The sequence below is a fragment of the Winogradskyella sp. Asnod2-B02-A genome, from assembly GCF_045063645.1.
Classification (GTDB): domain Bacteria; phylum Bacteroidota; class Bacteroidia; order Flavobacteriales; family Flavobacteriaceae; genus Winogradskyella.
Map to the genome: position 1 here is coordinate 421,209 of NZ_JBEFOG010000027.1, position 22,611 is coordinate 443,819.

Sequence of the window (22,611 nt, forward strand, 5' to 3'; positions counted from 1 at the left end):
AATAAACATGAAAAAAAATGATGTTCCTCAAGATGACGGTGGTTTAGAAAAAGACAACATTAAAGAACTTTGTTATGCTGTGGATGAAAAAGGAGAATATACCACAATAAAAAGTACGGGTTGGGATCCTAAAACAATTGCTTTAGATAATGCACTTCAAGAAATTAATGAACGTATTAATAATGCTAAAGAAAGGGTTTTAAATGGTGAAACTAGTCCTATTGAATATTACATGGAGTGTCATAAAATGGATATTGGTATTTTAGCGAGTTATGTAGGCAAATTTCAATGGCAAGTAAAGAATCATTTTAAATTAAAAAAATTCAATAAACTTTCTGAAAAAACTTTAGCGAAATACGCTAGTGTTTTTGATATTTCAATAGACCAATTAAAGGATATTAATTATGGAAATTAATTTTACTCACCACCAAACAGCTCATTGTGAAAATGGTGTTGTTTCTAATTTAATGAAGCACAACGGCTTTAAAGTGAGTGAACCAATGGTTTTTGGAATAGGATCTGGTTTATTATTTTGTCATATTCCTTTTTTAAAAGTAAATCATGCTCCTGCTATAACTTATAGGGTTATGCCTGGTCAAATTTTTAAACGTTTTGCTAAACGTACAGGCATAAAAATTAAAAAAGAAAAATTTAAAAACCCTCAACAAGCTAAGGATCGATTAGATGAAAATTTAGAAAAAAACAATCCTGTTGGCTTACAAGTTGGTGTTTATAACTTAACGTATTTCCCTGATGAATACCGTTTTCATTTTAATGCTCATAACTTAATTGTGTATGGTAAAGAAAACGACAACTATTTAATTAGTGATCCTGTTATGGAGACAGTGACTACACTTACAACAAAAGAATTAGAAAAGGTTCGTTTTGCTAAAGGCGCTTTTGCTCCAAATGGCCATATGTATTACCCTATAGATTTTCCACAAGAACTAGATATTAAAACAGCCATTGTTAAAGGCATAAAAAACACTTGTAGAGATATGCTTGCACCTGTTCCAATTGTTGGAATTAAAGGCATAAGGTATACTGCGAAACTCATACGTAAATGGCCAAAAAGAAAAGGAGTTAAAGTTGCCAATCACTACTTAGGTCAAATTGTAAGAATGCAAGAAGAAATAGGCACAGGTGGTGGAGGTTTTAGGTATATTTACGCAGCATTTTTACAAGAATCTAGTAAAATACTTGATAATAATACCTTAGCTGAATTATCTAAAGAAATGACCGAAATTGGTGATTTATGGAGAGATTTCGCATTAGAAGCTTCTAGAATTTATAAAAACAGAAGCGCAAAAACAGATGCTTATAATAAAGTAGCATCTCAACTAGATATTATTGCAGATAAAGAAGAAATCTTCTTTAAAAAATTAAAAAAGGCTATTTAATAATTTCACATGATAGAAATCAATCAATTATCTAAAAAATATAAAGGTGCAGATTTTTTTTCTGTAACTGATTTAGATTTAAGTATTTCTAAAGAGGAAATTCTTGGATTATTAGGACCTAATGGAGCAGGAAAAACAACGATAATCTCATTATTATGTTCTTTAATAAAACCAACTTCTGGCTCATTTAGTATTGATGGACTTACTTATAAGAAAAACAAAAACCAATTAAAACAACTTATTGGTATTGTACCTCAAGAATATGCTTTATACCCAACTTTAACTGCTTTTGAAAACCTTGCGTATTTTGGTAGCATGTATGGTTTAAAGGGAACCGAATTAAAAACGAAAATCAATGCCGCTTTAGAAACACTAGGACTATCTCAATTTTCACATAAGAAAATAGATACCTTTTCTGGAGGAATGAAACGTAGAATTAATTTAATTGCAAGTATCCTCCATGATCCAAAAGTGTTGTTTTTAGACGAACCAAGTGTAGGTGTTGATGTGCAATCTAAAAATGTAATTATAAACTATTTAAAAGAACTTAACACAAAAGGAACTACCATCATATATACGTCACATCATTTAAATGAAGCCGAATCTTTTTGTACTAAAGTAGCAATAATAGATCATGGAAAAATAGTTACCCAAGGCAGTCCAAAAGACTTAATTAATAACCAACCGAACGCTAATAATCTCGAAGATGTATTTTTAGCAATAACGGGAAGCGCTTTAAGAGATCATGCATAAATTACTAGCATCAGCACATAAAGAGTTTTTATTACTCACCAGAGATATTGGTGGTATTGCCATATTATTTATAATGCCTTTGGTGTTAATTGTTACTATTACTTTAATACAAGACAGCACTTTTAAAACAGTTTCTGAAACCAAAATACCAATCCTTTTAGTAGATAATGATAAAGGCTCTGTTTCTGAAACTATAAAAAAAGGATTAGATGAGTCTAACGTATTTGAGGTTATTAATATTGAAAAAGAAGAAGAGGCTAAAACCCTTGTTTTTAAAGGCAAAAATCAATTAGCAATTATAATTCCTAAAGATTTATCTTCAGATTTAGAGCAAAAAATCAACCAAAATGTCGAAGACATATTGAGTAAATTTGGTTTAGACGAAGAAGAAACCTCTCAAAAAGAAAGCTTTAGTGCAAAAGAAGTTAAATTGTACTTTGATCCAGCGACGCAAATCTCTTTTAAAAGCTCGGTAAAAAATGAGATTGATAAAATGATTTCAAAAATTGAAACACAATCCATTTATAATGCATTTCAAAAGCAAATAACTGACGATCCTTCTGAAGCTATTTTTGAAACAGAAAATTTTATAAGCTTTACCGAAATATTACCTAAAAAGGATGATGAATTTATAATACCAAATTCTGTACAACACAATGTACCTGCATGGACGCTATTTGCTATATTTTTCATTATAGTACCACTTTCCATAAACATTGTAAAGGAAAAGAGCCAAGGTACTTTTGTAAGATTAAGAACAAATCCTGTATCATATTTAACTGTACTTGGTGGTAAAACGGTAATCTATTTGGCTGTCTGCTTAATTCAATTTGTTATGATGTTGCTTATAGGAGTCTATTTATTTCCTGCAATAGGTTTACCAACACTTAACGTCACTGGCAAATTACCACTGTTATTTGTTGTCGCATTTTTTGCAGGCTTAGCAGCAATAGGATTAGGCTTATTACTTGGTACGTTAGCAAAAACACAAGAACAGTCAGCACCATTTGGAGCTACTTTTGTGGTCATTCTAGCTGCTTTAGGAGGTGTTTGGGTACCTGTGTTTATAATGCCACAATTTATGCAAACACTATCTAACATCTCACCAATGAATTGGGGACTAAACGCCTTTTATGATGTTTTTTTAAGAAATTCTAGTCTATTAGAGATTGTACCAGAGATAACATTGTTATTTTTGTTTTTTATCATCACAACTTTAATTGCTGTTGTCTATAATGAAAAGAAAAATGCAGTCTAAAACAAAAAAAGAAATTAGTTTTATCAGCAAGGTAAGAGTTCGGTTTGTAGAAACGGATCCCTTAGGTATTGTTTGGCACGGAAACTATATTCAATATTTTGAAGATGGTAGAGAAGCTTTTGGCAGACATCATAAAATTGCATATTTAAATCAAAAAGACTTTGGCTATGCCACTCCAATTGTAAAATCATCTAGTGAACACAAATTACCTCTACGATATGGTGATGTGGCTACTATAAAAACTATTTATGTAGATAGTCGCGCAGCTAAAATGATTTTTAGATATGAAATTTACAATCAAGATGATCTACTCGTTTGTACAGGTGAAACAGTACAAGTTTTTGTAGACCAGATTGGTCAAGGAGAATTATCTTTAACCATTCCTGAGTTCTTTAAGGAATGGAAACAAAAAGTGGGACTTGTTGATGACTGAAGCTTACCTCTCATATAATAACATAGTTTCGTCGCTTGGATTTGATAGTGAAACTGTTGTGAATAGTATTCACAATGAAGTTTCAGGACTTCAACTAATTGAAGACAAAGCTAGATTCTCTCAACCATTTTTCTCATCGCTTATAGATGAAAAAACACTAAAAGACAGCTTCGCTAACTTAAAACCAGAAGGTGATTTTACGAGATTAGAACATATGATGATAACGTCTTTAAATAACGTTATTGAAACTTCTAAAATTCCATTAACAAAAAGAGTAGGTCTAATTATTTCAACCACAAAAGGAAATATAGATGCTTTAGACAAAAACAGTAAATTCCCAAAAGAACGTGCCTACTTAAGTGTTTTAGGTCATGTGATAAAAGATTTTTTTAATGTTAAAAACGATCCTATCGTTGTATCTAACGCATGTGTTTCTGGTGTATTAGCCGTAGCAATGGCAAAACGATACATAGATCAAGGAGTTTACGACGATGTGTTTATTGTTAGTGGAGACATTGTAACCGAATTTATTTTATCTGGCTTTAATTCATTTCAAGCATTAAGCAGTCAACCTTGTAAACCTTATTGTAAAAATCGTACTGGAATTAATATTGGAGAAGTTGCTGCAAGCGTCTTAGTCACTAATAACAAACAAAACTTAGCAAAAGAAGCAGTTATCATATTAGGAGCCGGTTCTTGTAATGATGCAAATCACATTTCAGGACCTTCCAGAACAGGTGAAGGACTATTTAGAAGTATTAAATCAGCCGCAAAAGAAGCTCAAATTTCTCTTGACAGCATTGATTATATTTCTGCTCATGGCACAGCAACACCATTTAATGATGAGATGGAAGCCATTGCCTTTAGTAGATTAGGCATTAATGACAAGCCTTTAAATAGTTTAAAAGGCTATTTTGGTCATACACTCGGTGCTTCTGGTTTATTAGAAACCATTGTTGGGATGCATTCGCTCTTTAATAATACTTTATATACCTCTTTAGGATTTGAAGAATTAGGAGTTTCGCAACCCATAAATGTCATAACACAAACAACAAAAAAATCAATGAATATTTTCCTTAAAACAGCCTCTGGATTTGGTGGTAGTAATTTGGCGGCAATATTTAAAAAAGTAAATAACGTATAAAATTTAATTATGGAGAATAATTCATTAAAAGCCATTGATGCTATCCAAGAAGCACAAAAAATTGCTTGTGCACCTTTTGTTTTTCAAGCTACAATATCATTAAGAAAGCTAGGCATTTTTAGCTTAATTTTTGACAGAAGAAAAAAAGGAGGAATTACGATAGATGAAATTTCAAAAGAATTATCACTTAGCACATATGGCATTGGTGTTTTATTAGAAATAGCCGAAAGCTCTAACATAGTAAGTAAAGATGCTTCTGGTAAATTTGAATTAACTACCACTGGTTATTTTTTAAATTACAATGAAACCGTAAACGTAAATATCAATTTCACAAATGAAGTTTGTTATAAAGGCTTATTTCATTTAGATGAATCTATAAAAACAGGTAAACCAGAAGGTCTAAAAGAACTTGGAAATTGGGATACGATATATGAAGGTTTATCACAGCTCACTCCAGAAGTTCAAAAATCTTGGTTTGAGTTTGATCATCATTATTCTGACGCAGTTTTTACCGAAGCTCAAAAAATCGTTTTTAGAAGTCAACCAAAAACCATATTTGATATTGGCGGTAACACAGGGAAATTTGCCATAAGCTCATGCAAGTATAACGATGAAGTAGCTATAAAAATAATTGATTTACCTGGTCAATTAAACGTTGCACTAGCCAATGTAAAAAAAGAAGGCTTTGAAAATAGAGTTTCTGGTTATGAAATAGATTGGTTAAAGGACAATCCTTCTATACCAACTGGAGCAGACACCATTTGGATGTGTCAATTTTTAGATTGCTTTTCTGAAGATGAAATTCTTAAGATATTAACAACTTGTGTGAAATCTATGACAGATGAAACCGAATTGTTAATTATGGAGACTTTTACAGACCGTCAAAGATTTGATAATGCGAAATTTATCTTAGAAGCGACATCTATTTATTTCACAGTAATGGCAAATGGAAATAGTAAAATGTATCCTGCAGAAGTATTTTTAAAATTAATTGATAAAGCAGGTCTTGTTCTTAAAGAAGATATAAGTGTTGGCGAATACCACACCATATTATCTTGTAAAAAAAAGTAACAAAAAATGAATTCTGAATATTATATATCTGCTTTTTGCAACATTAAAAATAATACGATTTCCTTAAATGGTTCTCAGGTATACAGCGATGATAATAATGAATTTTCAGATTTTATAAAAGCAGCCTATAAATTTCTTGATACAAAATATCCCAAGTTTTTTAAAATGGATGCTTTAAGTAAACTTGCCTTTTTAGCTGCGGATGTTTTATTAAAAAGCCAAAATTTAAATGGAGATATAGAAAATGACATTGCCATTGTGTTTTCTAACAAAGCATCGAGTTTAGACACAGATAGAAAGCACCAAAAGTCAATTGACAGCAAAGAGGATTACTATCCTAGTCCTGCAATTTTTGTCTACACACTACCAAATATTTGTATCGGAGAAATTAGTATTAAGTACAAGCTGTTTTCTGAAAATAGTTTTTTTATATTTGACAACTTTAATGCGCAACATTTATTAGACTATTCTAATAGCTTATTATCAGCAGGTAAAACAGAAAAAGTGCTTTGTGGCTGGGTAGATTTAGATGGAGATCAGTATGATGCCTATTTATATTTGGTGACAAAAACAGGAACAATAAAACATAACAAAGAGAATATAATAAAATTTTATAATACATAATATGGAGAGTTTAAAACAAGAGCTAAAAGAAAATATCGTAGAGCAATTAAACCTTGAAGATATAGCTGTAGAAGATATTAATGATAATGACATATTATTTGGAGATGGCTTAGGTTTAGATTCTATTGATGCATTAGAATTAATTGTAATGCTAGATAAAAATTATGGTATAAAATTATCAGACCCAAAAGAAGGGCGTGCTATTTTTGAATCTATCGAAGTCTTAGCTAAATACATTTCTGAACACAGAACAAAGTAACAACGTTTATTAAACCAAAAATTTCTATAACTGTTCCTAAAAAGACAGTCAAAAATTCATAGAAACTACCAAATGGTTATGGATTATTAACCGTTATCTAAAGCATTAAAAAATCTATATTCTAAGGAATAATCAAAAATGAGTAAAGGTGTCGCTATTACAGGAATGGGAATTATTTCTGCTATTGGAAACAATGTAGAAGGAAATTACGCATCACTTGTAACAGGGAAAACTGGAATTTCTAAAATTTCAAAAATAAAAACCAATCATAAGGATAGTATTATGGTTGGTGAAATTGGGTTTACCAATCAAGAATTTGAGGAACAACTAGGACTTTCCGTAGATAATAATTACTCTCGCACAGCATTTCTAGGTGCAATTGCGGCTAAAGAAGCTGTTAAAAATGCTGGAATTTCTAATATAAACAATTGTAAAACAGGTTTAATTTCTGCCACTAGTGTTGGTGGTATGGATAAAACCGAAGCTTACTATTACGATTATGCTGTAGATAAGTCTACTCAAAAGTATATTGAAGGCCATCATGCTGGAGATTCTACTCAAAAGATAGCTGAACAATTAGGTATAGAACAAAGCTTAGTTACTACAATAAGTACCGCTTGTTCCTCTGCTGCAAATGCCATAATGCTTGGAGCCAGATTAATTAAATCCGGTCAGCTAGACAGAGTAATTGTTGGCGGAGCAGATTGCTTATCAAAATTTACAATTAACGGTTTTAAAACCTTAATGATTTTATCAGACACTTACAATTCACCATTTGATGAACATAGAAAAGGTCTGAATTTAGGTGAAGCTGCTGCCTATTTGGTTTTAGAATCTGATAAAATAGTTGAAACTGAAAACAAACCTGTTTTGGCCTATGTAAAAGGCTATGGAAATGCCAATGATGCATACCATCAAACGGCTTCTTCAGAAAATGGAGATGGAGCAACTTTAGCCATGCAACAAGCATTAAAAGTTGCTGAGTTATCACCAAAAGACATTAGTTACATTAATGCACATGGAACAGCAACCGGAAATAATGATTTATCTGAAGGACGTGCTATATTAAGAGTATTTAAAAATGATGTTCCAGATTTTAGTTCAACAAAAGCATACACAGGACATACACTTGCTGCCGCAGGAGCTATTGAAGCCGTTTATTCAGTTTTAGCGCTTCAAAATAATGTGATCTATCCTAATTTGAATTTTAAAACTCAAATGAAGGAATTTAATCTCACTCCACAATTGGAACTAAAAGAAAAGGAACTACAAACTATTATGTCTAACTCTTTTGGTTTTGGAGGGAATTGTTCAACCATTATTTTTTCAAAAAAACAATGAAAACGGTATATATAAATAGTGTTTGTTCTATCTCATCACAAAAAACTTTTGATAATTCTGAGTTTTTAGATGAGATTATTAATCATGAAGAAAACATAATTCTAGCTGTAAACCCTAACTACAAAGAATTTATAGCACCTGCCGAATCTAGACGAATGGCAAAAGGTATTAAAATGGGAGTTGCAGCTTCTAAAATAGCATTAAAAGATGCAGGTATAGAAGCCGTAGACGCTATTATTACAGGCACCGGAATGGGTTGTCTAAGAGATTCTGAAAAATTTTTAGGTAACCTAATTGATAATGATGAGCAGTTTTTAACACCAACATCTTTTATTCAATCTACACACAATACCGTTGGAGGTCAAATTGCTCTAAACCTACAATGTAAAGGCTACAACTTTACTTATGTACATTCAAGTATATCGTTTGAATCTACCGTTCTCGATGCCAAATTAATGTTAGAAAACAACGAAGCCAATACTATTTTAGTTGGTGGCGTTGATGAAATTGGAGATTATACAGCTAAGCTACACCAAATAATCAACCATATAAAGGCAGAAAAAACATCAAGTTCAGAATTATTAAATTCTAAAACGAAAGGTTCTATTTTTAGTGAAGGCGCAAATTTCTTTGTATTATCAAATGAAAAAGCAACGTCTAGTTATGCTAAAATTGATGCTATTAACACTTATAATACATTAGGTGAATCAACAATAACAGAACTTGCCAAGACTTTCTTATTAGAAAATGATATTGTTATTGATGAGATAGATATTATAGTATTAGGAAACAATGGTGATGTGAATTTTGATGGTTTTTATAATGAATTAAGTTCTGGTATATTTCAAAACACACAACAAGTTTATTATAAACATTTATGTGGTGAGTTTATGACGGCATCTTCATTTGGAGTGTGGTTAGCTTCCAAAATTCTGAAAACTCAGACACTTCCAGAAATTGCAAAAATTAACAATTTGCAAGATTCCAATTTTAAAACTATCTTACTTTACAATCAATATCGTGGAGAAAATCATAGTTTCACCTTACTAAGTAAATGCTAAAGTATAAAACCGTAAATATAATTACAGTAATTATTTTACTTGTTTTTTTAATAGCGAGCTACTTCTACAAATTATCGCTATGGTTATTAATAATTTTACCCACTGTTTGGTTTTTAGTTACTTTATTTGGATCTTTTTTAATTAAATGGAATTACCATTTTAAATCACTTCTATCTAACAAATCCGTTAAAAAAAATGTAGTCGCTATTACTTTCGATGATGGACCACATCCAGAATTTACGCCAAAAGCATTAAAACTATTAAAAAAGTACAACGCTAAAGCTACTTTTTTCTGCGTAGGCAAACATATTGAAGCAAACCCTAATATATTTAATGACATTATAGAACAAGGTCATACTGTTGGTAATCATACCTATTCGCATCACAATAATTTTGGTTTTTTTAAAACGAAACAAGTAATTGAAGAATTACAAAAGACAAATGCCCTAGTAAAAAATAGTATGGGTTTAAATATGAGACTATACAGACCCGCTTTTGGCGTTACTAACCCAAGAATAAAAAAGGCAGTTAAAGCAACAAAAATGCAATCTATTGGTTGGAGTGTTCGTTCTTTAGATACCACATTTAGAACACAAGAAAACATATTTAATCGCACCACCAAAAATCTTTCTAAAGGCGATGTAATTTTGCTTCACGATACAAGTTTAAAATCAATTGCAGTATTGGAACGGTTATTGTTATTTTTACAAGAACATAATATGGAGTCTGTTACCGTAGATTCATTATTCAATATAGAACCTTATGCGTAAAATCGTTTATATCTTATTTTTTATGGTTATTACTGTTAATGCTCAAACAAAAATGAGCAGTTCAGAATCGGCTACCTTAAAAGCAAAAGTAAAAGCACACGCGATCACCATAAACACCTTAGTCAGTGACTTTACACAATACAAACACTTAGACTTTTTATCTAATGATATTGTAACATCGGGTAAACTCGCGTTTAAATCACCAAATACTGTTAAATGGGCATACACAACTCCCTTTAAATATTCGGTGTTATTTAAAAATGATAAACTTTTTATCAATGATGAAGGTAAAAAAAGCGATGTTGATTTAGGTTCAAATAAAATGTTTAAACAACTCAATTCTCTAATTATTAACAGTGTTAAGGGAGATATGTTTGATGATAATGAATTTGACATTATCTATTTTAAGAAAGGATCAAATAGTGAAGTTCATTTTAGTCCTAAAGACGAGGAGTTTTCAAAATACATAAAGGCATTTCATATTTTATTTAATGATGAAGGCCATGTTGTAGAATTAAAAATGTTAGAACCCTCTGAGGATTACACTAAAATTATTTTTAACAACCGAAAAATAAATACCTCTTTATCTGATGCGATATTTGCTGAGTAGTTTTTGTTTGTTTTTTTTGGCCTGTGGTTCTTATCCTAAGAAACAAAATTTCCAAATAGAGCAAAGCACAACAAGTAGCTTTCATAATTCTTATTTTTCAAATGCTAGCAAAGATTATGTCTACAAAGCCAATATCACGGTTTACGACAATAATTTCAGTGGAATTTTTATTGTTAAAAAGCTCGGAGACCATAATCATCGCATCGTATTTACCACAGAAATGGGGAACAAAATTTTCGACTTTTCCTTTGTAGATGATACATTTAAGGTTAACTTCATTATTGAAGCCATGGATAAAGCCATTTTAATAAACATTCTAAAAAAGGATTTTAAAGTTTTAGTTGAAGAAGAAATGCCTATTATTAAATCTTATTCATTAAAAAACAACTTAGTACATGAAACTAGTATAGACCGTAAAACTTATTTTTATTTTAAAACACAGCAACTTGACAAAATAGTCCGTGTTGGTAATGGTAAAGAAAAAGTTACTTTTTTATTTTCAGAAATTAGTGATACTATTGCAAACCAAATTAAAATATTACATTCAAATATTAAGCTTAACATCAATCTAAAATCAATTAACTAAATGAAAAATTTATTTTTAACATTAGCATTTATCACATTAACTACAACTGTATTTTCACAGGTAACCATTAGACCAGGAGTTAGAGCTGGAGCCAATTTTTCAAATTTCACAAATACTGAACACGATTCTAAAACAGATATATATATTGGTGCATTTGCAGCAATTAAATTAGCAGATTTTTACACGCTTCAACCAGAACTAAACTATTCTAGACAAGGAGCGGAGTCAAAATTTTCTGGACATCAATTCGAGATTAACTATGTAGGTATAACATTAGCCAATAAATTTTCACCATTTAAAGAAATAGGCTTAAACTTTATTCTCGGTCCTTCTATAAATATTAAGGTTAGTGATAATTTTAATGATTATTACGACGACTTAGAAGGTTTCGATTTTTTACTTTTTGGAGGTTTAGGTTATGAATTTCCTTTCGGCTTAGGTATTGAAGCCCGATATAACATTGGGTTAATCGATATTTTTGGAGGTAATGTTAACTCTGAATATGAAGAAGATACTAATATCGATAATTTAATATTAAACAAAGTATTTCAAATAGGAGCCACTTATAAATTCGATTTTTAATGAGCACATCACTTGAAGGTTTATACAAATTAGATGATTTAACGGTTCAGGATGCATCTGTAACAGCTAAAATTACAATTAACAAAGACCATATTGTTTTTCAGGGACATTTTCCAGATAATCCTGTAATGCCAGGTGTTTGCATGATGCAAATTATTAAAGAAATTACTGAAAAAATTGTTGAGAAGCAGTTGTTTATGCAATCTGCAAGCAATATTAAATTTATGGCATTAATTAATCCATTTATTAATCCTGAATTAGAATTACAACTTAACATTATCGAAACAGAAGAAGGTTATAAAGTTAAAAACATTTCAAAATTTGAAAATACTGTAGCTTTAAAATCTACCTCTAATTTTATAGTGAAATAATTTAGAAATGAAGTTATTAAATGTTCTCATATTAGCAATAAGTATCACCGTGTTATCTATAGATGTTAACACTGTAAGAAATGCTTATAAAGAAGCGGCTCAAGACAGCGCTAAAATTGAAGCATTTAACAAACTACTAAATAATATATCTAAAGACGATGATGTAACTTTAGTTGCTTATAAGGGTGCAGCAATAGCTTTATTAGCCAGAAACGAAAAAAGAATAAAGGATAAAAAAGACTTATTCATTGAAGGTGTTTCTTATATAGAATATGCTATAGACAAGGCACCTAGCAACATAGAGGCTCGTTTTATTAGATTAGGCATTCAAGAAAACACACCAAAAATTCTAAAGTATAAAGGAGATATTGAAGAAGATAAACAATTTATCTTAAAACAGTTTAAAAATATCAGTTCTACCAATTTAAGAAATCACATAAAAGACTATATTTTACAGTCCAAATCTTTTAGTGATGAAGAAAAATCAGTATTTTCGAGATGATAATACTTTAAGGTTTCAATGAAGTGAACAACCAACTGATCCATCAAAAAATTACAGATTTAAATGTATGTGTGTTAATGCCAACGTACAATAACGAGCGTACTTTAAAGCGTGTTATTGATGGTGTTTTGCAATACACGCAACACCTTATTGTTGTTAATGATGGGTCTTCGGATTCTACTGCAAAAATTCTAGAAGATTATTCCACCCTTGAACAAATTCATTTTGAAGAAAACAAAGGCAAAGGTAAAGCGCTTAGACAAGGCTTTAAGCATGCAGAAAGCTTAGGCTACAAATATGTAATCACTATAGATTCTGACGGTCAGCACTTTCCTAAAGATATTTCTGTTTTTATAAATGAATTAGAACAAGCTGAAAACAAAAATCTTTTACTTATTGGAGCACGAAACATGACTCAAGAAAGTGTCCCTAAGAAAAGTAGTTTTGGGAATAAGTTTTCTAACTTTTGGTTTTGGGCAGAAACGGGAATAAAATTACAAGACACACAATCTGGATTTAGACTTTACCCTATTCATCACTTTAAAAACCTCAACTTTTACACTAATAAATTTGAATTTGAAATTGAAGTTATTGTAAAATCAGCCTGGAATGGTAGTGAAGTAAAAAACATTCCGATTCAAGTATTATATGATGAAACCGAACGTGTTTCTCATTTTAGACCATTTAAAGATTTTACACGTATTAGTATTTTAAATACTTGGCTGGTTATCCTAACTCTTTTTTACATTAAACCACGAAATTTATTCAGGAGACTAAAAAAAAAAGGCATAAAACGATTTCTAGTTGAAGATGTTATTGGCAGTAATGATTCTCCTCAAAAGAAAGCATTATCTATTGCCTTAGGCGTTTTTATTGGTATTACTCCACTTTGGGGATTTCACACTATTATTGTGTTATCCTTAGCTCTAATTCTTAATTTAAACAAAGCTATAGCATTTGCGTTTTCAAATGTGAGTCTTCCTCCTTTTATACCATTCATTGTGTTGGGTAGTTTTATACTTGGCAATACTATTTTAGGTCAGAATGAAACCTATAATCTCTCAACAATAACAACTAATTTTGAAGTTTTAAAGCATCTTAAAGCATATATCATTGGAAGCTTTGCATTAGCCGCAGTATCCGCATTAATTGCAGGAATCTTTAGCTATTTTATTTTATTAATTTTTCAGAAGAAAAAAGTAAGTGTCCCTAATGCATAACTTCTACTTTAACACATATCAATATTTTAAATCAAGAAAATGGTTTGGTCTGGCCATTCTGGTAGTCTTATTGGCTGGTCTATTATTTGTGGCTTCAAAAATTCAATTTGAAGAGGATATTAATAAACTGATTCCAATAAACGAGGACAATGCTGAGTTTCAAAAAGTTCTAAAGAACGTTAATTTCACAGATAAAATCATTGTTAATATTACTAAAGAAGATGATGCTTCTGTTGATGACTTAACTAATTATGCATCGCAATTTATTGATAGCATAAATGCATCTTCTGGCCAATATATAAAAAAAATACAGGGACAAGTACATACAGAAGACCTTCAAGAAACAGCAGATTTTATTTATAAAAACCTCCCGCTTTTTTTAGATGAAAACGATTATAAAACTTTAGCTGATAAAATTAATAAAGATAGTATTGATGCTACAACTTTAAAGAATTACAAAACGTTAATCTCTCCTTCTGGCCTTATTGCTAAAGATTTCATTTTAAAAGACCCTTTAGGAATATCTTTTATTGCTTTAAAAAAATTACAAGAATTAAGTTTTGGAGACGACTTTAGCTTACAGAATGGTTATTTGGTTAGTAAAGACCACAAACACATTTTATTATTTATTACACCTGCATTAGAAGCAAATGAAACTTCCGAAAACACAGTTTTTGTTGAACATTTATATGATATTAATGCCAAACTAAACGCCAGTTTTAAAGATAGCGTTAGTAGCGAATATTTTGGTGGCACTCTAATAGCGGTTGCAAATGCCAAACAGATAAAAAGTGATATTCAGCTTACCATTAGTATTGCACTAACCATTTTGCTCCTCATATTTATTGTGTTCTATAGAAAATTAACGGTTCCGATAATCTTATTTGTCCCAACCATTTTTGGTGGACTTATTGCTATTGTGATTCTTTTTTTAATCAGAGAAAAAATATCGGCAATTTCATTAGGCATAGGTTCAATTTTGCTTGGTGTAACCTTAGATTATTCATTACATATTCTCACGCATATTAGAAGTAACAATAATGTAAAAGACTTATATAAAGAAATTGCAAAGCCCATTTTAATGAGTAGCTCAACAACGGCTTTAGCATTTTTGTGTCTGTTATTTATAAATTCACAAGCCCTTCAAGATTTAGGCATTTTTGCGGCTATTAGTGTTATGGGAGCATCGTTTTTCGCTTTGCTTTTTATACCACAAGTTTATAATGAGCAATCTAAAAAAATTCAAAAAAAGACAATATTAGACAAGGTTGCGTCTTATAATATTCATAAAAACAAATGGGTTGTCATTACGCTTTTTGTGCTTTTCATTGGCAGTTTATTCACTTATAATAATGTCATTTTCAATAAGGACTTAAGTCAGATGAATTATCTGCCTGAGGATATAAAAATGGCTGAATTACACCTAGACAAGCTCATCAACAGTACATCAAAATCCATATACATTGCTGCTTATGGTAATACTGAAGAAAGCACCTTAGAAGTGAATGACCAAATTTTAGAAAAACTTGAAAGATTAAAAGCTGAAAATAAACTTATTAATTACAGCTCCATTGGGACTTTTGTGCACTCTAAAAAGCAACAAAGCCAACAAATTGATCAATGGAACTCTTTTTGGGACACTAACACAATTAATAACACCAAACAGAATATTATAGAAAGTGGCACTGCTTTAGGTTTTAAACCCACAACGTTTAAAGCTTTCTATACACTATTAAATACCAGCTTTAAACCCATAGAAATTGAAGACTATAAAGCTATTAATACATTTTCTGTTGATGATTATATTGCTACAAAAGATAATTACACTACAATTACCACTTTAGTAAAAGTTGAAGATGAAGATGCCGTGGTAAGTGCTTTTACAAATGAACCAAAAACTATTGTTATAGACAGAAAACAAATGAACGAAACCTTTTTAGGTCATTTAAAAACTGATTTTAATAGCTTAATTGGTTATTCATTAGTTGTAGTAATCATTCTACTGTTACTATTTTACAAAAGTCTATCGCTTACCTTGGTTACAGGAATACCAATTTGTCTCACTTGGTTATTAACCGTTGGGATTATGGGTCTATTCCATTTAGAATTCAACATATTTAATATTATTATTTCAACGTTTATTTTTGGTTTAGGTATTGATTACAGCATATTTATCACCAACGGATTACTGCATGAATACGCAACAGGTGAAAAATCTTTAGCCACACACAAAACGTCTATTTTACTCTCTGTAATCACAACTATTTTGGGAGTTGGTGTATTAATTTTTGCAAAGCATCCTGCGTTATATTCAATATCTGTGGTCTGTTTAATAGGTATTTTATCCGCTGTTATTATCGCTTTTACTATTCAGCCGCTACTATTCAAACTATTTATTGGTAGCAAAACAAAACGACCAATATCATTAAGACTATTAATACACTCTATACTTTCGTTTACTTATTTTGGTTCAGGAGGTCTCTTAATTTCACTGATTAGTGCCACGGTATTAAAAATTATACCAATAAGTAAAAAAATAAAAATGAGATGGTTTCATAAAGTGGTATCATTATTTATGAAATCCGTACTTTATTCTAATCCTTGGCTAAAAAAGAAGGTTATAAATCTTAGCAATGAAACGTTTAAAAAACCAGCTATAATTATTGCGAATCACACTTCGTTTTTAGACATTTTAGCCGTTGGGATGCTTCATCCTAAAATTATATTTCTAGTAAACGATTGGGTTTATAATTCTCCCGTTTTTGGTAAAGCGGTTAGAGCAGCAGGCTTTTACCCAGTTTCTAGTGGTATAGAAAAAGGAGTGTCTCATTTACAAGAAAAAGTAAATCAAGGATACACTTTAATGGTTTTTCCTGAAGGAACAAGATCTACTACTAATAAAATGAAACGCTTTCATAAAGGAGCTTTTTATTTAGCAGAACAATTGAATTTAGATATTATTCCGGTCCTTATTCATGGTAATGCGGAAATAAACCCAAAAGGCAGTGCGCTTATAAGAAATGGAAATCTGACTGTAAAAATAATGGACAGAATTACTGTTGAAGACAAATCGTATGGTGAAACCTATAAACAACGCACAAAAAGCATTAGCGCGCATTTTAAGCATGAATTCATGGCATTGCGTAAGGAAATAGAATCTGATATTTACTTTAGAGACATCCTATTAGACGACTATAGATTTAAAGGCGATGATTTGTACAAGGATGTAAAAAAAGATTTTAACACTTATAAAGCGATTTACAATAAGATTTTATGGGCAATTGATCCTAAAGCTGAAATCATTCATTTATCAAAAGATTATGGCCAATTAGATCTTTTACTCTCCTTAAATTCTATTGATAGAAAAATAATTTCTTATATTGAAGACTCTAGTATTAGAGTCATTCTTAAGAATAGTTTTATAACAAATAAGCATCATAAAATCAATTTTAAGGATACTATAGAAGAAACTTTAAAAAGCACAGGAGACACATTAATTCTAAACTTAGCCAACTTATCTCAAGCACAAATAAGAGACATTTTGAATAACACCATTAATCTTGTGATTTTAGTGAAAGAAAGTCGAAATTTGTATTCTGAAATGATAGCTGAAATTGGGTTTAAGTCCATCCAAGAGAATGAAAATCTTGCTATTTTTGTTCGATAAAAGCAAAAAACATTAAATATCTACACATGAAATCACATTATGACGTTGTAATAGTTGGAAGCGGATTAGGTGGCTTAGTGTCTGCCATTATTCTAGCCAAAGAAGGTTATAGCGTTTGTGTACTCGAAAAAAACAATCAATATGGAGGTAATTTACAAACCTTTGTAAGAAATAAAACCATTTTTGATACGGGAGTGCATTATATTGGAGGTTTAGACAAAGGGCAAAATCTATATCAATACTTTAAATACATTGACATTTTAGATGAAATTACTCTGAAAAAATTAGACGAAGACGGTTTTGATCTTGTCACTTTCGATGATGACCCTACGGAATACAAACATGCTCAGAGTTATAAAAAATTTATTGAAATTTTAACTGAACAATTTCCAGAGGAGGAATCTGCAATAGTAAGTTATTGTGAAAAATTACAAGAAACTTGTAGTAGTTTCCCTTTATACAATTTAAAGCAAGGCAAACCTTATTACGATGATACTGAAGTATTTCAACTACAAGCAAAACCTTATATAAATTCGCTTACAGAAAACAAAAAATTACAAGCCGTATTGGCAGGAACAAACTTCTTATATGCTGGCGATGGAGAACGTACACCTTTCTATGTACATGCTTTAACCATTAATTCTTATATAGAAAGTTCTTATAGATGTGTTAATGGAGGTAGCCAAATCACTAAAGCTTTAATAAAAAAGCTTAAAGCACATGGAGGAGAAACATACAAGCATCATCAGGTTGTTAATTTTGGATTTGATGATGGTAAAATTACTTCGGCAATTTGTGCCAACGGTAAAGAGATAAAAGGAGATTTGTTTATCTCTAACATAGAACCAAAACTAACTTTAGATCTTGTTGGTAAAGATAAATTCAGAAAATCTTACACTAATAGAATTGATCAGATTGAAAGTACAATCGCAGCCTTTAGCTTATATATTGTTTTAAAACCAAATTCATTTAAGTACCAAAACAAAAACTTTTATCACTTTAAAGATCCAGATAAGGTTTGGGATGTTCACAAATACACTAAAGAAAGTTGGCCTGAAGGTTATATGGTGTCCATGGCTATTAAGAAAAACATGGACGATTATGGTGATAATATGACCGTAATGACCTATATGCATTATGATGAAGTTAAGCCTTGGGTAGACACTTTTAATACGGTAGCAAATAAAAATGAAAGAGGACAAACCTATGAGGAGTTTAAAACTGAAAAAGCCGAAAAACTAATTGTAGAATTAGAAAAAAAATTCCCAAACATTAGAGATTGTATTCAAGAAATCTATACCTCTACTCCATTATCTTATCGCGATTATATTGGCAGCAATAGAGGCTCAATGTACGGTTACGTAAAAGATGTTAATAGGCCTATGTTATCTTATGTATCTCCAAAAACAAAAATTAAAAACCTATTATTTACAGGTCAAAGCTTAAACATGCACGGCATTTTAGGAGTTACGATTGGTGCTGTGATGACGTGTTCTGAAATTATAGGAAAAGATTATCTTTTAAATAAAGTTTTAGAAGCCAATAACGAACAAGAAATCACAGAAAACAAGGTTCAATAATATGCTATTAAAGAAGGTACAAGTAGTACACTGGTTTTGTTTATTTTCTATCTTAATTTTAGTAACATCTTGTGGTGTCTCAAAATCTTTACATGACCTTCCAGATGTAAGTGCTTATAACTCTACAATTGCAGAGCGCATAAAAACATCAGATTCTACATTCTCATTAGGAAGTAATCACCTTAACAAAAACGAACAAGGCTTATGGGAACTATATGTAGAAGGAAACCCTTATGAAAGAGGTTTAATTACAGGAAGTCTTTCAGAAGAATTATTTCATAAACAAGAAGCTGCATTTTTATCAAAGGTAGATGAATTAGTTCCTTCTAAAACAAGACAATTCTTCTTACGAAAAATTTTAGCTTGGTATAATAGAAAAATGTATTTGAATATTACTGAAGAATATAAAACTGAAATTTATGGACTTTCACAATATGCTTCTAGCGATTACAACCACCTAGCAGATAATTACTTAAGAATACTGTATTTACATGGAGCCCATGATATTGGTCATGCATTCCAGGATTTAGCATTAGTTGGCTGTACTTCTTTTGCAGCATGGGGAAATAAAACGGAAGACGGTAGCTTAATCATAGGACGTAATTTCGATTTTTATGCAGGTGATGATTTTGCAAAAGACAAAATTATATCATTTGTAAATCCTACAGAAGGGCATAAATTTATGTCTGTTACTTGGGGAGGAATGATAGGTGTTGTTTCAGGAATGAATGAACATGGATTAACCGTAACTATTAATGCCGGAAAATCTAAAATTCCTTTAGTCGCTAAAACACCTGTTTCTATTTTAACTCGCGAAATATTACAATATGCTTCTACTATAGAAGAAGCTATAGCGATTGCAAAAAAACGACAAGTGTTTGTATCCGAATCTATATTTATTGGTAGTGCAAAAGATAAAAAAGCCATCACTATAGAAATGTCTCCAAAGAATTTTGGCATATATGAAGTGGGCAATTCTAATCAACTCATTTGCTCCAATCACTTTCAGAGCGAAGCTTATGCAGAGGATGAAAACAATAGTAAACACATCATAGAAAGCCATTCTCAATACCGTTATGAACGTATGGAAGAATTGCTAAACCAACACCCAAAAATAACACCTGAAATCGCTGTAGATATATTAAGAAATAAAGATGGATTAGATGATAAAGCTATAGGTTATGGCAACGAAAAAGCCTTGAATCAATTATTAGCACATCATTCTATTGTTTTTAAACCAGAGCAACGCTTGGTCTGGGTATCTACTAGTCCTTATCAGTTAGGTGAATATGTGGCTTACGATTTAAATGACGTCTTTAATAATCCGAATAAAAAATTATTATCTAATAGTAATTTAACTATTGAAAAAGATACCTTTCAATACACTGAAGCCTTTCAAAATTACGAAGCATATAGAAAACTAAGAGCCGAAGTACTTTCTGCAATTAATGATGATAAATTGATAACTTCATCGACCCTTTTAGAATTGCAATCTTTAAACACAGAGTATTGGCAAGCTTATTTTATAGTTGGTAAGTATTACTATGAGAATGGCTACTATAGAGCAGCATTAAACGCTTTTGAAAAATCAAAAACAAAGGAAATCACCACAATTCCCGACCTAGAACAAGTCGATAATTATATTAAAAAATCAAAAAGAAAGTTAGATTTATGAATCCTGAGATAGAATATGCATCAAAAGCCGAAATAAATAACTTTCAAATTGAAAAATTAAAAGCGCTTTTAAATTATTTAAGTACAAATTCTGATTTCTACAAACGCTTATTCAAAACACATAAAATTGATATTTCAGCTATTAATTCTCTTGAAGATTTATCTGAAATACCAACCACATCAAAAGACGATTTACAACAATATAACGACGATTTTATCTGTGTACCCAAAAACAAAATTATCGATTATGTAACAACTTCAGGTACGTTAGGCGAACCTGTAATTTTCGCATTAACGGATAAAGACTTAGATCGTTTAGCTTATAATGAAGCTATTTCTTTTGCTTGTGCAGGAGTGAAACCTGATGATGTTATTCAATTAATGACCACCATTGACAGACGTTTTATGGCTGGACTTGCTTATTTTTTAGGAGCGCGAAAACTTGGCGCAGGTATCATTAGAGTTGGTAATGGGATTCCGGAATTACAATGGGATTCTATTTTAAAATTTAAACCCACTTATATTATTGCAGTACCTTCATTTTTATTGAAACTTATTGAATTTGCTAAAAGTCATAACATTGATATTAATGCTTCAGGAATTAAAGGTGCTATTTGTATTGGAGAGTCGCTTAGAGAGCAAGATTTTTCGTTAAATACCTTATCTAAAAAAATAAAAGAAAATTGGGATATTGAGTTGTATTCTACTTACGCTTCAACTGAAATGAATACAGCCTTTACAGAATGTGAAGCACAAGAAGGTGGTCATCATCACCCAGAACTTATTATAACAGAAATCTTAGATGATAATAACCAACCAGTCGCTGAAGGCGAAGCTGGCGAATTAACGATAACCACTTTAGGCATTGAAGGCATGCCTTTATTAAGATTTAAAACTGGTGATATAGTAAAAGAACATAATGAAAAATGTAGATGTGGTAGAAACACCAACCGCTTAGGCCCAGTTATTGGCAGAAAAAAGCAGATGATAAAATATAAAGGCACAACCATTTATCCGCCTGCAATGCATAATGTTTTAAATGATTTTAGCGAGGTTGAAACTTATATAATCGAATTATCTCACAATTCTATAGGTACAGATGAAATACGCATTAAAATAGCTACAAAAACTCCTACAGAAGTTTTACTTCAAAATATAAAAGATCACTTTAGAGCAAAATTAAGAGTTCTTCCAAAAATTGAATATTGCGACAAAAAGGAGATTCAGGTATTACAGTTCCCTAAAATGAGCAGAAAACCTATTATGGTTATTGACTTGCGAAAATAATTTTTGTTGGTAATTATTGCTTTTAAGCCTTTCAAGTTAAAAAAATCATACTATTAAAAGGTCATAGCTTTTAGACATCTTCCTTGTTATAAATAGTTCACTAAATCTTTAAAATAAAAAAAGCCTCTATCTTTCGATAAAGGCTTTAGTACTGAAGACGGGACTTGAACCCGTACGTCCTAATGGACATTGGATTTTAAGTCCAACGTGTCTACCAATTCCACCACTTCAGCATCTAGGTTACAGCTGTAACCTAATTGGTATGTTTTAATGAATAGAGCGAAAGACGGGATTTGAACCCGCGACCTCCACCTTGGCAAGGTGATGCTCTACCCCTGAGCTACTTTCGCAGTTTTTAAAGAACTATTCGCTCTGAAAGCGGATGCAAATTTATAATTTTTATTATAAAAGCAAAGCC

The 22,611-nt window shown here is 31.0% G+C and carries 22 protein-coding genes and 2 tRNA genes; 22 read left to right on the forward strand and 2 right to left on the reverse strand.

Annotation, left to right across the window (positions count from 1 at the left end):
• Positions 1 to 7 precede the first annotated feature (7 nt).
• The 22 genes from ACJJVO_RS09960 to ACJJVO_RS10065 all read left to right on the forward strand — a co-directional run bounded on the left by ACJJVO_RS09960 (position 8) and on the right by ACJJVO_RS10065 (position 22,193).
• Complete coding sequence (locus ACJJVO_RS09960) at positions 8 to 415, forward strand: hypothetical protein (protein ID WP_405573502.1); 408 nt, start codon at positions 8 to 10, stop codon at positions 413 to 415.
• The gene (locus ACJJVO_RS09965) at positions 405 to 1,400 is read left to right on the forward strand and encodes a BtrH N-terminal domain-containing protein (RefSeq protein WP_405573505.1); all 996 of its coding nucleotides are present in this window, start codon (positions 405 to 407) and stop codon (positions 1,398 to 1,400) included. The genes ACJJVO_RS09960 and ACJJVO_RS09965 overlap by 11 nt, the downstream gene beginning before the upstream one ends.
• Before the next feature lie 9 nt (positions 1,401 to 1,409).
• Positions 1,410 to 2,153, forward strand: coding sequence for an ABC transporter ATP-binding protein (locus tag ACJJVO_RS09970; protein WP_405573507.1), 744 nt, complete (start codon positions 1,410 to 1,412; stop codon positions 2,151 to 2,153).
• Positions 2,146 to 3,411 carry an ABC transporter permease gene (locus ACJJVO_RS09975; protein WP_405573509.1) on the forward strand — a complete coding sequence of 422 codons (1,266 nt, stop codon included), beginning with the start codon at positions 2,146 to 2,148 and terminating at the stop codon, positions 3,409 to 3,411. Before ACJJVO_RS09970 ends, ACJJVO_RS09975 begins: the two co-directional genes overlap by 8 nt.
• Positions 3,389 to 3,844, forward strand: coding sequence for an acyl-CoA thioesterase (locus ACJJVO_RS09980; RefSeq protein WP_405573511.1), 456 nt, complete (start codon positions 3,389 to 3,391; stop codon positions 3,842 to 3,844). The genes ACJJVO_RS09975 and ACJJVO_RS09980 overlap by 23 nt, the downstream gene beginning before the upstream one ends.
• Positions 3,837 to 4,988: a beta-ketoacyl-[acyl-carrier-protein] synthase family protein gene (locus ACJJVO_RS09985; protein WP_405573513.1), complete on the forward strand. Its 1,152-nt coding sequence runs from the start codon at positions 3,837 to 3,839 to the stop codon at positions 4,986 to 4,988. Before ACJJVO_RS09980 ends, ACJJVO_RS09985 begins: the two co-directional genes overlap by 8 nt.
• A 9-nt stretch (positions 4,989 to 4,997) precedes the next feature.
• A complete protein-coding gene (locus ACJJVO_RS09990) occupies positions 4,998 to 6,059 on the forward strand; it encodes a methyltransferase (protein WP_405573515.1) in 1,062 nt (353 codons plus the stop codon).
• Positions 6,060 to 6,065: 6 nt separating this feature from the next.
• Positions 6,066 to 6,683, forward strand: coding sequence for a 3-oxoacyl-ACP synthase (locus ACJJVO_RS09995; RefSeq protein WP_405573518.1), 618 nt, complete (start codon positions 6,066 to 6,068; stop codon positions 6,681 to 6,683).
• A gap of 1 nt (position 6,684) precedes the next feature.
• On the forward strand, positions 6,685 to 6,942 hold the full coding sequence (locus ACJJVO_RS10000; RefSeq protein WP_405573521.1) for a phosphopantetheine-binding protein: 258 nt from the start codon (positions 6,685 to 6,687) through the stop codon (positions 6,940 to 6,942).
• A 138-nt stretch (positions 6,943 to 7,080) separates the two neighbouring features.
• Entirely contained in the window at positions 7,081 to 8,283 is a 1,203-nt protein-coding gene (locus ACJJVO_RS10005; protein ID WP_405573524.1) for a beta-ketoacyl-[acyl-carrier-protein] synthase family protein, read from the forward strand.
• Complete coding sequence (locus ACJJVO_RS10010; protein WP_405573527.1) at positions 8,280 to 9,344, forward strand: beta-ketoacyl synthase N-terminal-like domain-containing protein; 1,065 nt, start codon at positions 8,280 to 8,282, stop codon at positions 9,342 to 9,344. The genes ACJJVO_RS10005 and ACJJVO_RS10010 overlap by 4 nt, the downstream gene beginning before the upstream one ends.
• Positions 9,338 to 10,114, forward strand: a complete 777-nt coding sequence (locus tag ACJJVO_RS10015) for a polysaccharide deacetylase family protein (RefSeq protein WP_405573530.1) — start codon at positions 9,338 to 9,340, stop codon at positions 10,112 to 10,114. The genes ACJJVO_RS10010 and ACJJVO_RS10015 overlap by 7 nt, the downstream gene beginning before the upstream one ends.
• On the forward strand, positions 10,107 to 10,724 hold the full coding sequence (locus tag ACJJVO_RS10020) for a LolA family protein (RefSeq protein WP_405573533.1): 618 nt from the start codon (positions 10,107 to 10,109) through the stop codon (positions 10,722 to 10,724). Before ACJJVO_RS10015 ends, ACJJVO_RS10020 begins: the two co-directional genes overlap by 8 nt.
• Positions 10,705 to 11,310 (forward strand): hypothetical protein, encoded by a 606-nt coding sequence (locus ACJJVO_RS10025; RefSeq protein ID WP_405573536.1) that lies wholly within the window; start codon positions 10,705 to 10,707, stop codon positions 11,308 to 11,310. The genes ACJJVO_RS10020 and ACJJVO_RS10025 overlap by 20 nt, the downstream gene beginning before the upstream one ends.
• Entirely contained in the window at positions 11,311 to 11,892 is a 582-nt protein-coding gene (locus ACJJVO_RS10030) for a porin family protein (RefSeq protein WP_405573539.1), read from the forward strand.
• Positions 11,892 to 12,263: a 3-hydroxyacyl-ACP dehydratase gene (locus tag ACJJVO_RS10035; RefSeq protein ID WP_405573542.1), complete on the forward strand. Its 372-nt coding sequence runs from the start codon at positions 11,892 to 11,894 to the stop codon at positions 12,261 to 12,263. Before ACJJVO_RS10030 ends, ACJJVO_RS10035 begins: the two co-directional genes overlap by 1 nt.
• A 7-nt stretch (positions 12,264 to 12,270) precedes the next feature.
• Positions 12,271 to 12,765 carry a hypothetical protein gene (locus ACJJVO_RS10040; RefSeq protein WP_405573545.1) on the forward strand — a complete coding sequence of 165 codons (495 nt, stop codon included), beginning with the start codon at positions 12,271 to 12,273 and terminating at the stop codon, positions 12,763 to 12,765.
• A 77-nt stretch (positions 12,766 to 12,842) separates the two neighbouring features.
• Positions 12,843 to 13,985 (forward strand): DUF2062 domain-containing protein, encoded by a 1,143-nt coding sequence (locus ACJJVO_RS10045; RefSeq protein ID WP_405573548.1) that lies wholly within the window; start codon positions 12,843 to 12,845, stop codon positions 13,983 to 13,985.
• Positions 13,978 to 17,652, forward strand: coding sequence for an MMPL family transporter (locus tag ACJJVO_RS10050; RefSeq protein WP_405573551.1), 3,675 nt, complete (start codon positions 13,978 to 13,980; stop codon positions 17,650 to 17,652). The genes ACJJVO_RS10045 and ACJJVO_RS10050 overlap by 8 nt, the downstream gene beginning before the upstream one ends.
• Before the next feature lie 26 nt (positions 17,653 to 17,678).
• Positions 17,679 to 19,232, forward strand: a complete 1,554-nt coding sequence (locus tag ACJJVO_RS10055; protein WP_405573554.1) for a phytoene desaturase family protein — start codon at positions 17,679 to 17,681, stop codon at positions 19,230 to 19,232.
• A gap of 1 nt (position 19,233) precedes the next feature.
• On the forward strand, positions 19,234 to 20,907 hold the full coding sequence (locus ACJJVO_RS10060) for a C45 family autoproteolytic acyltransferase/hydolase (protein ID WP_405573557.1): 1,674 nt from the start codon (positions 19,234 to 19,236) through the stop codon (positions 20,905 to 20,907).
• Positions 20,904 to 22,193, forward strand: a complete 1,290-nt coding sequence (locus ACJJVO_RS10065; protein ID WP_405573560.1) for a phenylacetate--CoA ligase family protein — start codon at positions 20,904 to 20,906, stop codon at positions 22,191 to 22,193. Before ACJJVO_RS10060 ends, ACJJVO_RS10065 begins: the two co-directional genes overlap by 4 nt.
• A gap of 149 nt (positions 22,194 to 22,342) precedes the next feature.
• Here ACJJVO_RS10065 and ACJJVO_RS10070 read toward each other — a convergent pair.
• Positions 22,343 to 22,426, reverse strand: a tRNA-Leu gene (locus tag ACJJVO_RS10070).
• Between the two features lie 45 nt (positions 22,427 to 22,471).
• Positions 22,472 to 22,543: transfer RNA gene (locus tag ACJJVO_RS10075), tRNA-Gly, on the reverse strand.
• Positions 22,544 to 22,611: the final 68 nt, after the last annotated feature.

Excerpts from the sequence above, each read along its gene's own strand:
- ACJJVO_RS09960 (WP_405573502.1), top strand. The coding sequence starts at position 8 with ATGAAAAAAAATGATGTTCCTCAAGATGACGGTGGTTTAGAAAAAGAC.
- ACJJVO_RS09965 (WP_405573505.1), top strand. The coding sequence starts at position 405 with ATGGAAATTAATTTTACTCACCACCAAACAGCTCATTGTGAAAATGGT.
- ACJJVO_RS09970 (WP_405573507.1), top strand. The coding sequence starts at position 1,410 with ATGATAGAAATCAATCAATTATCTAAAAAATATAAAGGTGCAGATTTT.
- ACJJVO_RS09975 (WP_405573509.1), top strand. The coding sequence starts at position 2,146 with ATGCATAAATTACTAGCATCAGCACATAAAGAGTTTTTATTACTCACC.
- ACJJVO_RS09980 (WP_405573511.1), top strand. The coding sequence starts at position 3,389 with ATGAAAAGAAAAATGCAGTCTAAAACAAAAAAAGAAATTAGTTTTATC.
- ACJJVO_RS09985 (WP_405573513.1), top strand. The coding sequence starts at position 3,837 with ATGACTGAAGCTTACCTCTCATATAATAACATAGTTTCGTCGCTTGGA.
- ACJJVO_RS09990 (WP_405573515.1), top strand. The coding sequence starts at position 4,998 with ATGGAGAATAATTCATTAAAAGCCATTGATGCTATCCAAGAAGCACAA.
- ACJJVO_RS09995 (WP_405573518.1), top strand. The coding sequence starts at position 6,066 with ATGAATTCTGAATATTATATATCTGCTTTTTGCAACATTAAAAATAAT.
- ACJJVO_RS10000 (WP_405573521.1), top strand. The coding sequence starts at position 6,685 with ATGGAGAGTTTAAAACAAGAGCTAAAAGAAAATATCGTAGAGCAATTA.
- ACJJVO_RS10005 (WP_405573524.1), top strand. The coding sequence starts at position 7,081 with ATGAGTAAAGGTGTCGCTATTACAGGAATGGGAATTATTTCTGCTATT.
- ACJJVO_RS10010 (WP_405573527.1), top strand. The coding sequence starts at position 8,280 with ATGAAAACGGTATATATAAATAGTGTTTGTTCTATCTCATCACAAAAA.
- ACJJVO_RS10015 (WP_405573530.1), top strand. The coding sequence starts at position 9,338 with ATGCTAAAGTATAAAACCGTAAATATAATTACAGTAATTATTTTACTT.
- ACJJVO_RS10020 (WP_405573533.1), top strand. The coding sequence starts at position 10,107 with ATGCGTAAAATCGTTTATATCTTATTTTTTATGGTTATTACTGTTAAT.
- ACJJVO_RS10025 (WP_405573536.1), top strand. The coding sequence starts at position 10,705 with ATGCGATATTTGCTGAGTAGTTTTTGTTTGTTTTTTTTGGCCTGTGGT.
- ACJJVO_RS10030 (WP_405573539.1), top strand. The coding sequence starts at position 11,311 with ATGAAAAATTTATTTTTAACATTAGCATTTATCACATTAACTACAACT.
- ACJJVO_RS10035 (WP_405573542.1), top strand. The coding sequence starts at position 11,892 with ATGAGCACATCACTTGAAGGTTTATACAAATTAGATGATTTAACGGTT.
- ACJJVO_RS10040 (WP_405573545.1), top strand. The coding sequence starts at position 12,271 with ATGAAGTTATTAAATGTTCTCATATTAGCAATAAGTATCACCGTGTTA.
- ACJJVO_RS10045 (WP_405573548.1), top strand. The coding sequence starts at position 12,843 with ATGCCAACGTACAATAACGAGCGTACTTTAAAGCGTGTTATTGATGGT.
- ACJJVO_RS10050 (WP_405573551.1), top strand. The coding sequence starts at position 13,978 with ATGCATAACTTCTACTTTAACACATATCAATATTTTAAATCAAGAAAA.
- ACJJVO_RS10055 (WP_405573554.1), top strand. The coding sequence starts at position 17,679 with ATGAAATCACATTATGACGTTGTAATAGTTGGAAGCGGATTAGGTGGC.
- ACJJVO_RS10060 (WP_405573557.1), top strand. The coding sequence starts at position 19,234 with ATGCTATTAAAGAAGGTACAAGTAGTACACTGGTTTTGTTTATTTTCT.
- ACJJVO_RS10065 (WP_405573560.1), top strand. The coding sequence starts at position 20,904 with ATGAATCCTGAGATAGAATATGCATCAAAAGCCGAAATAAATAACTTT.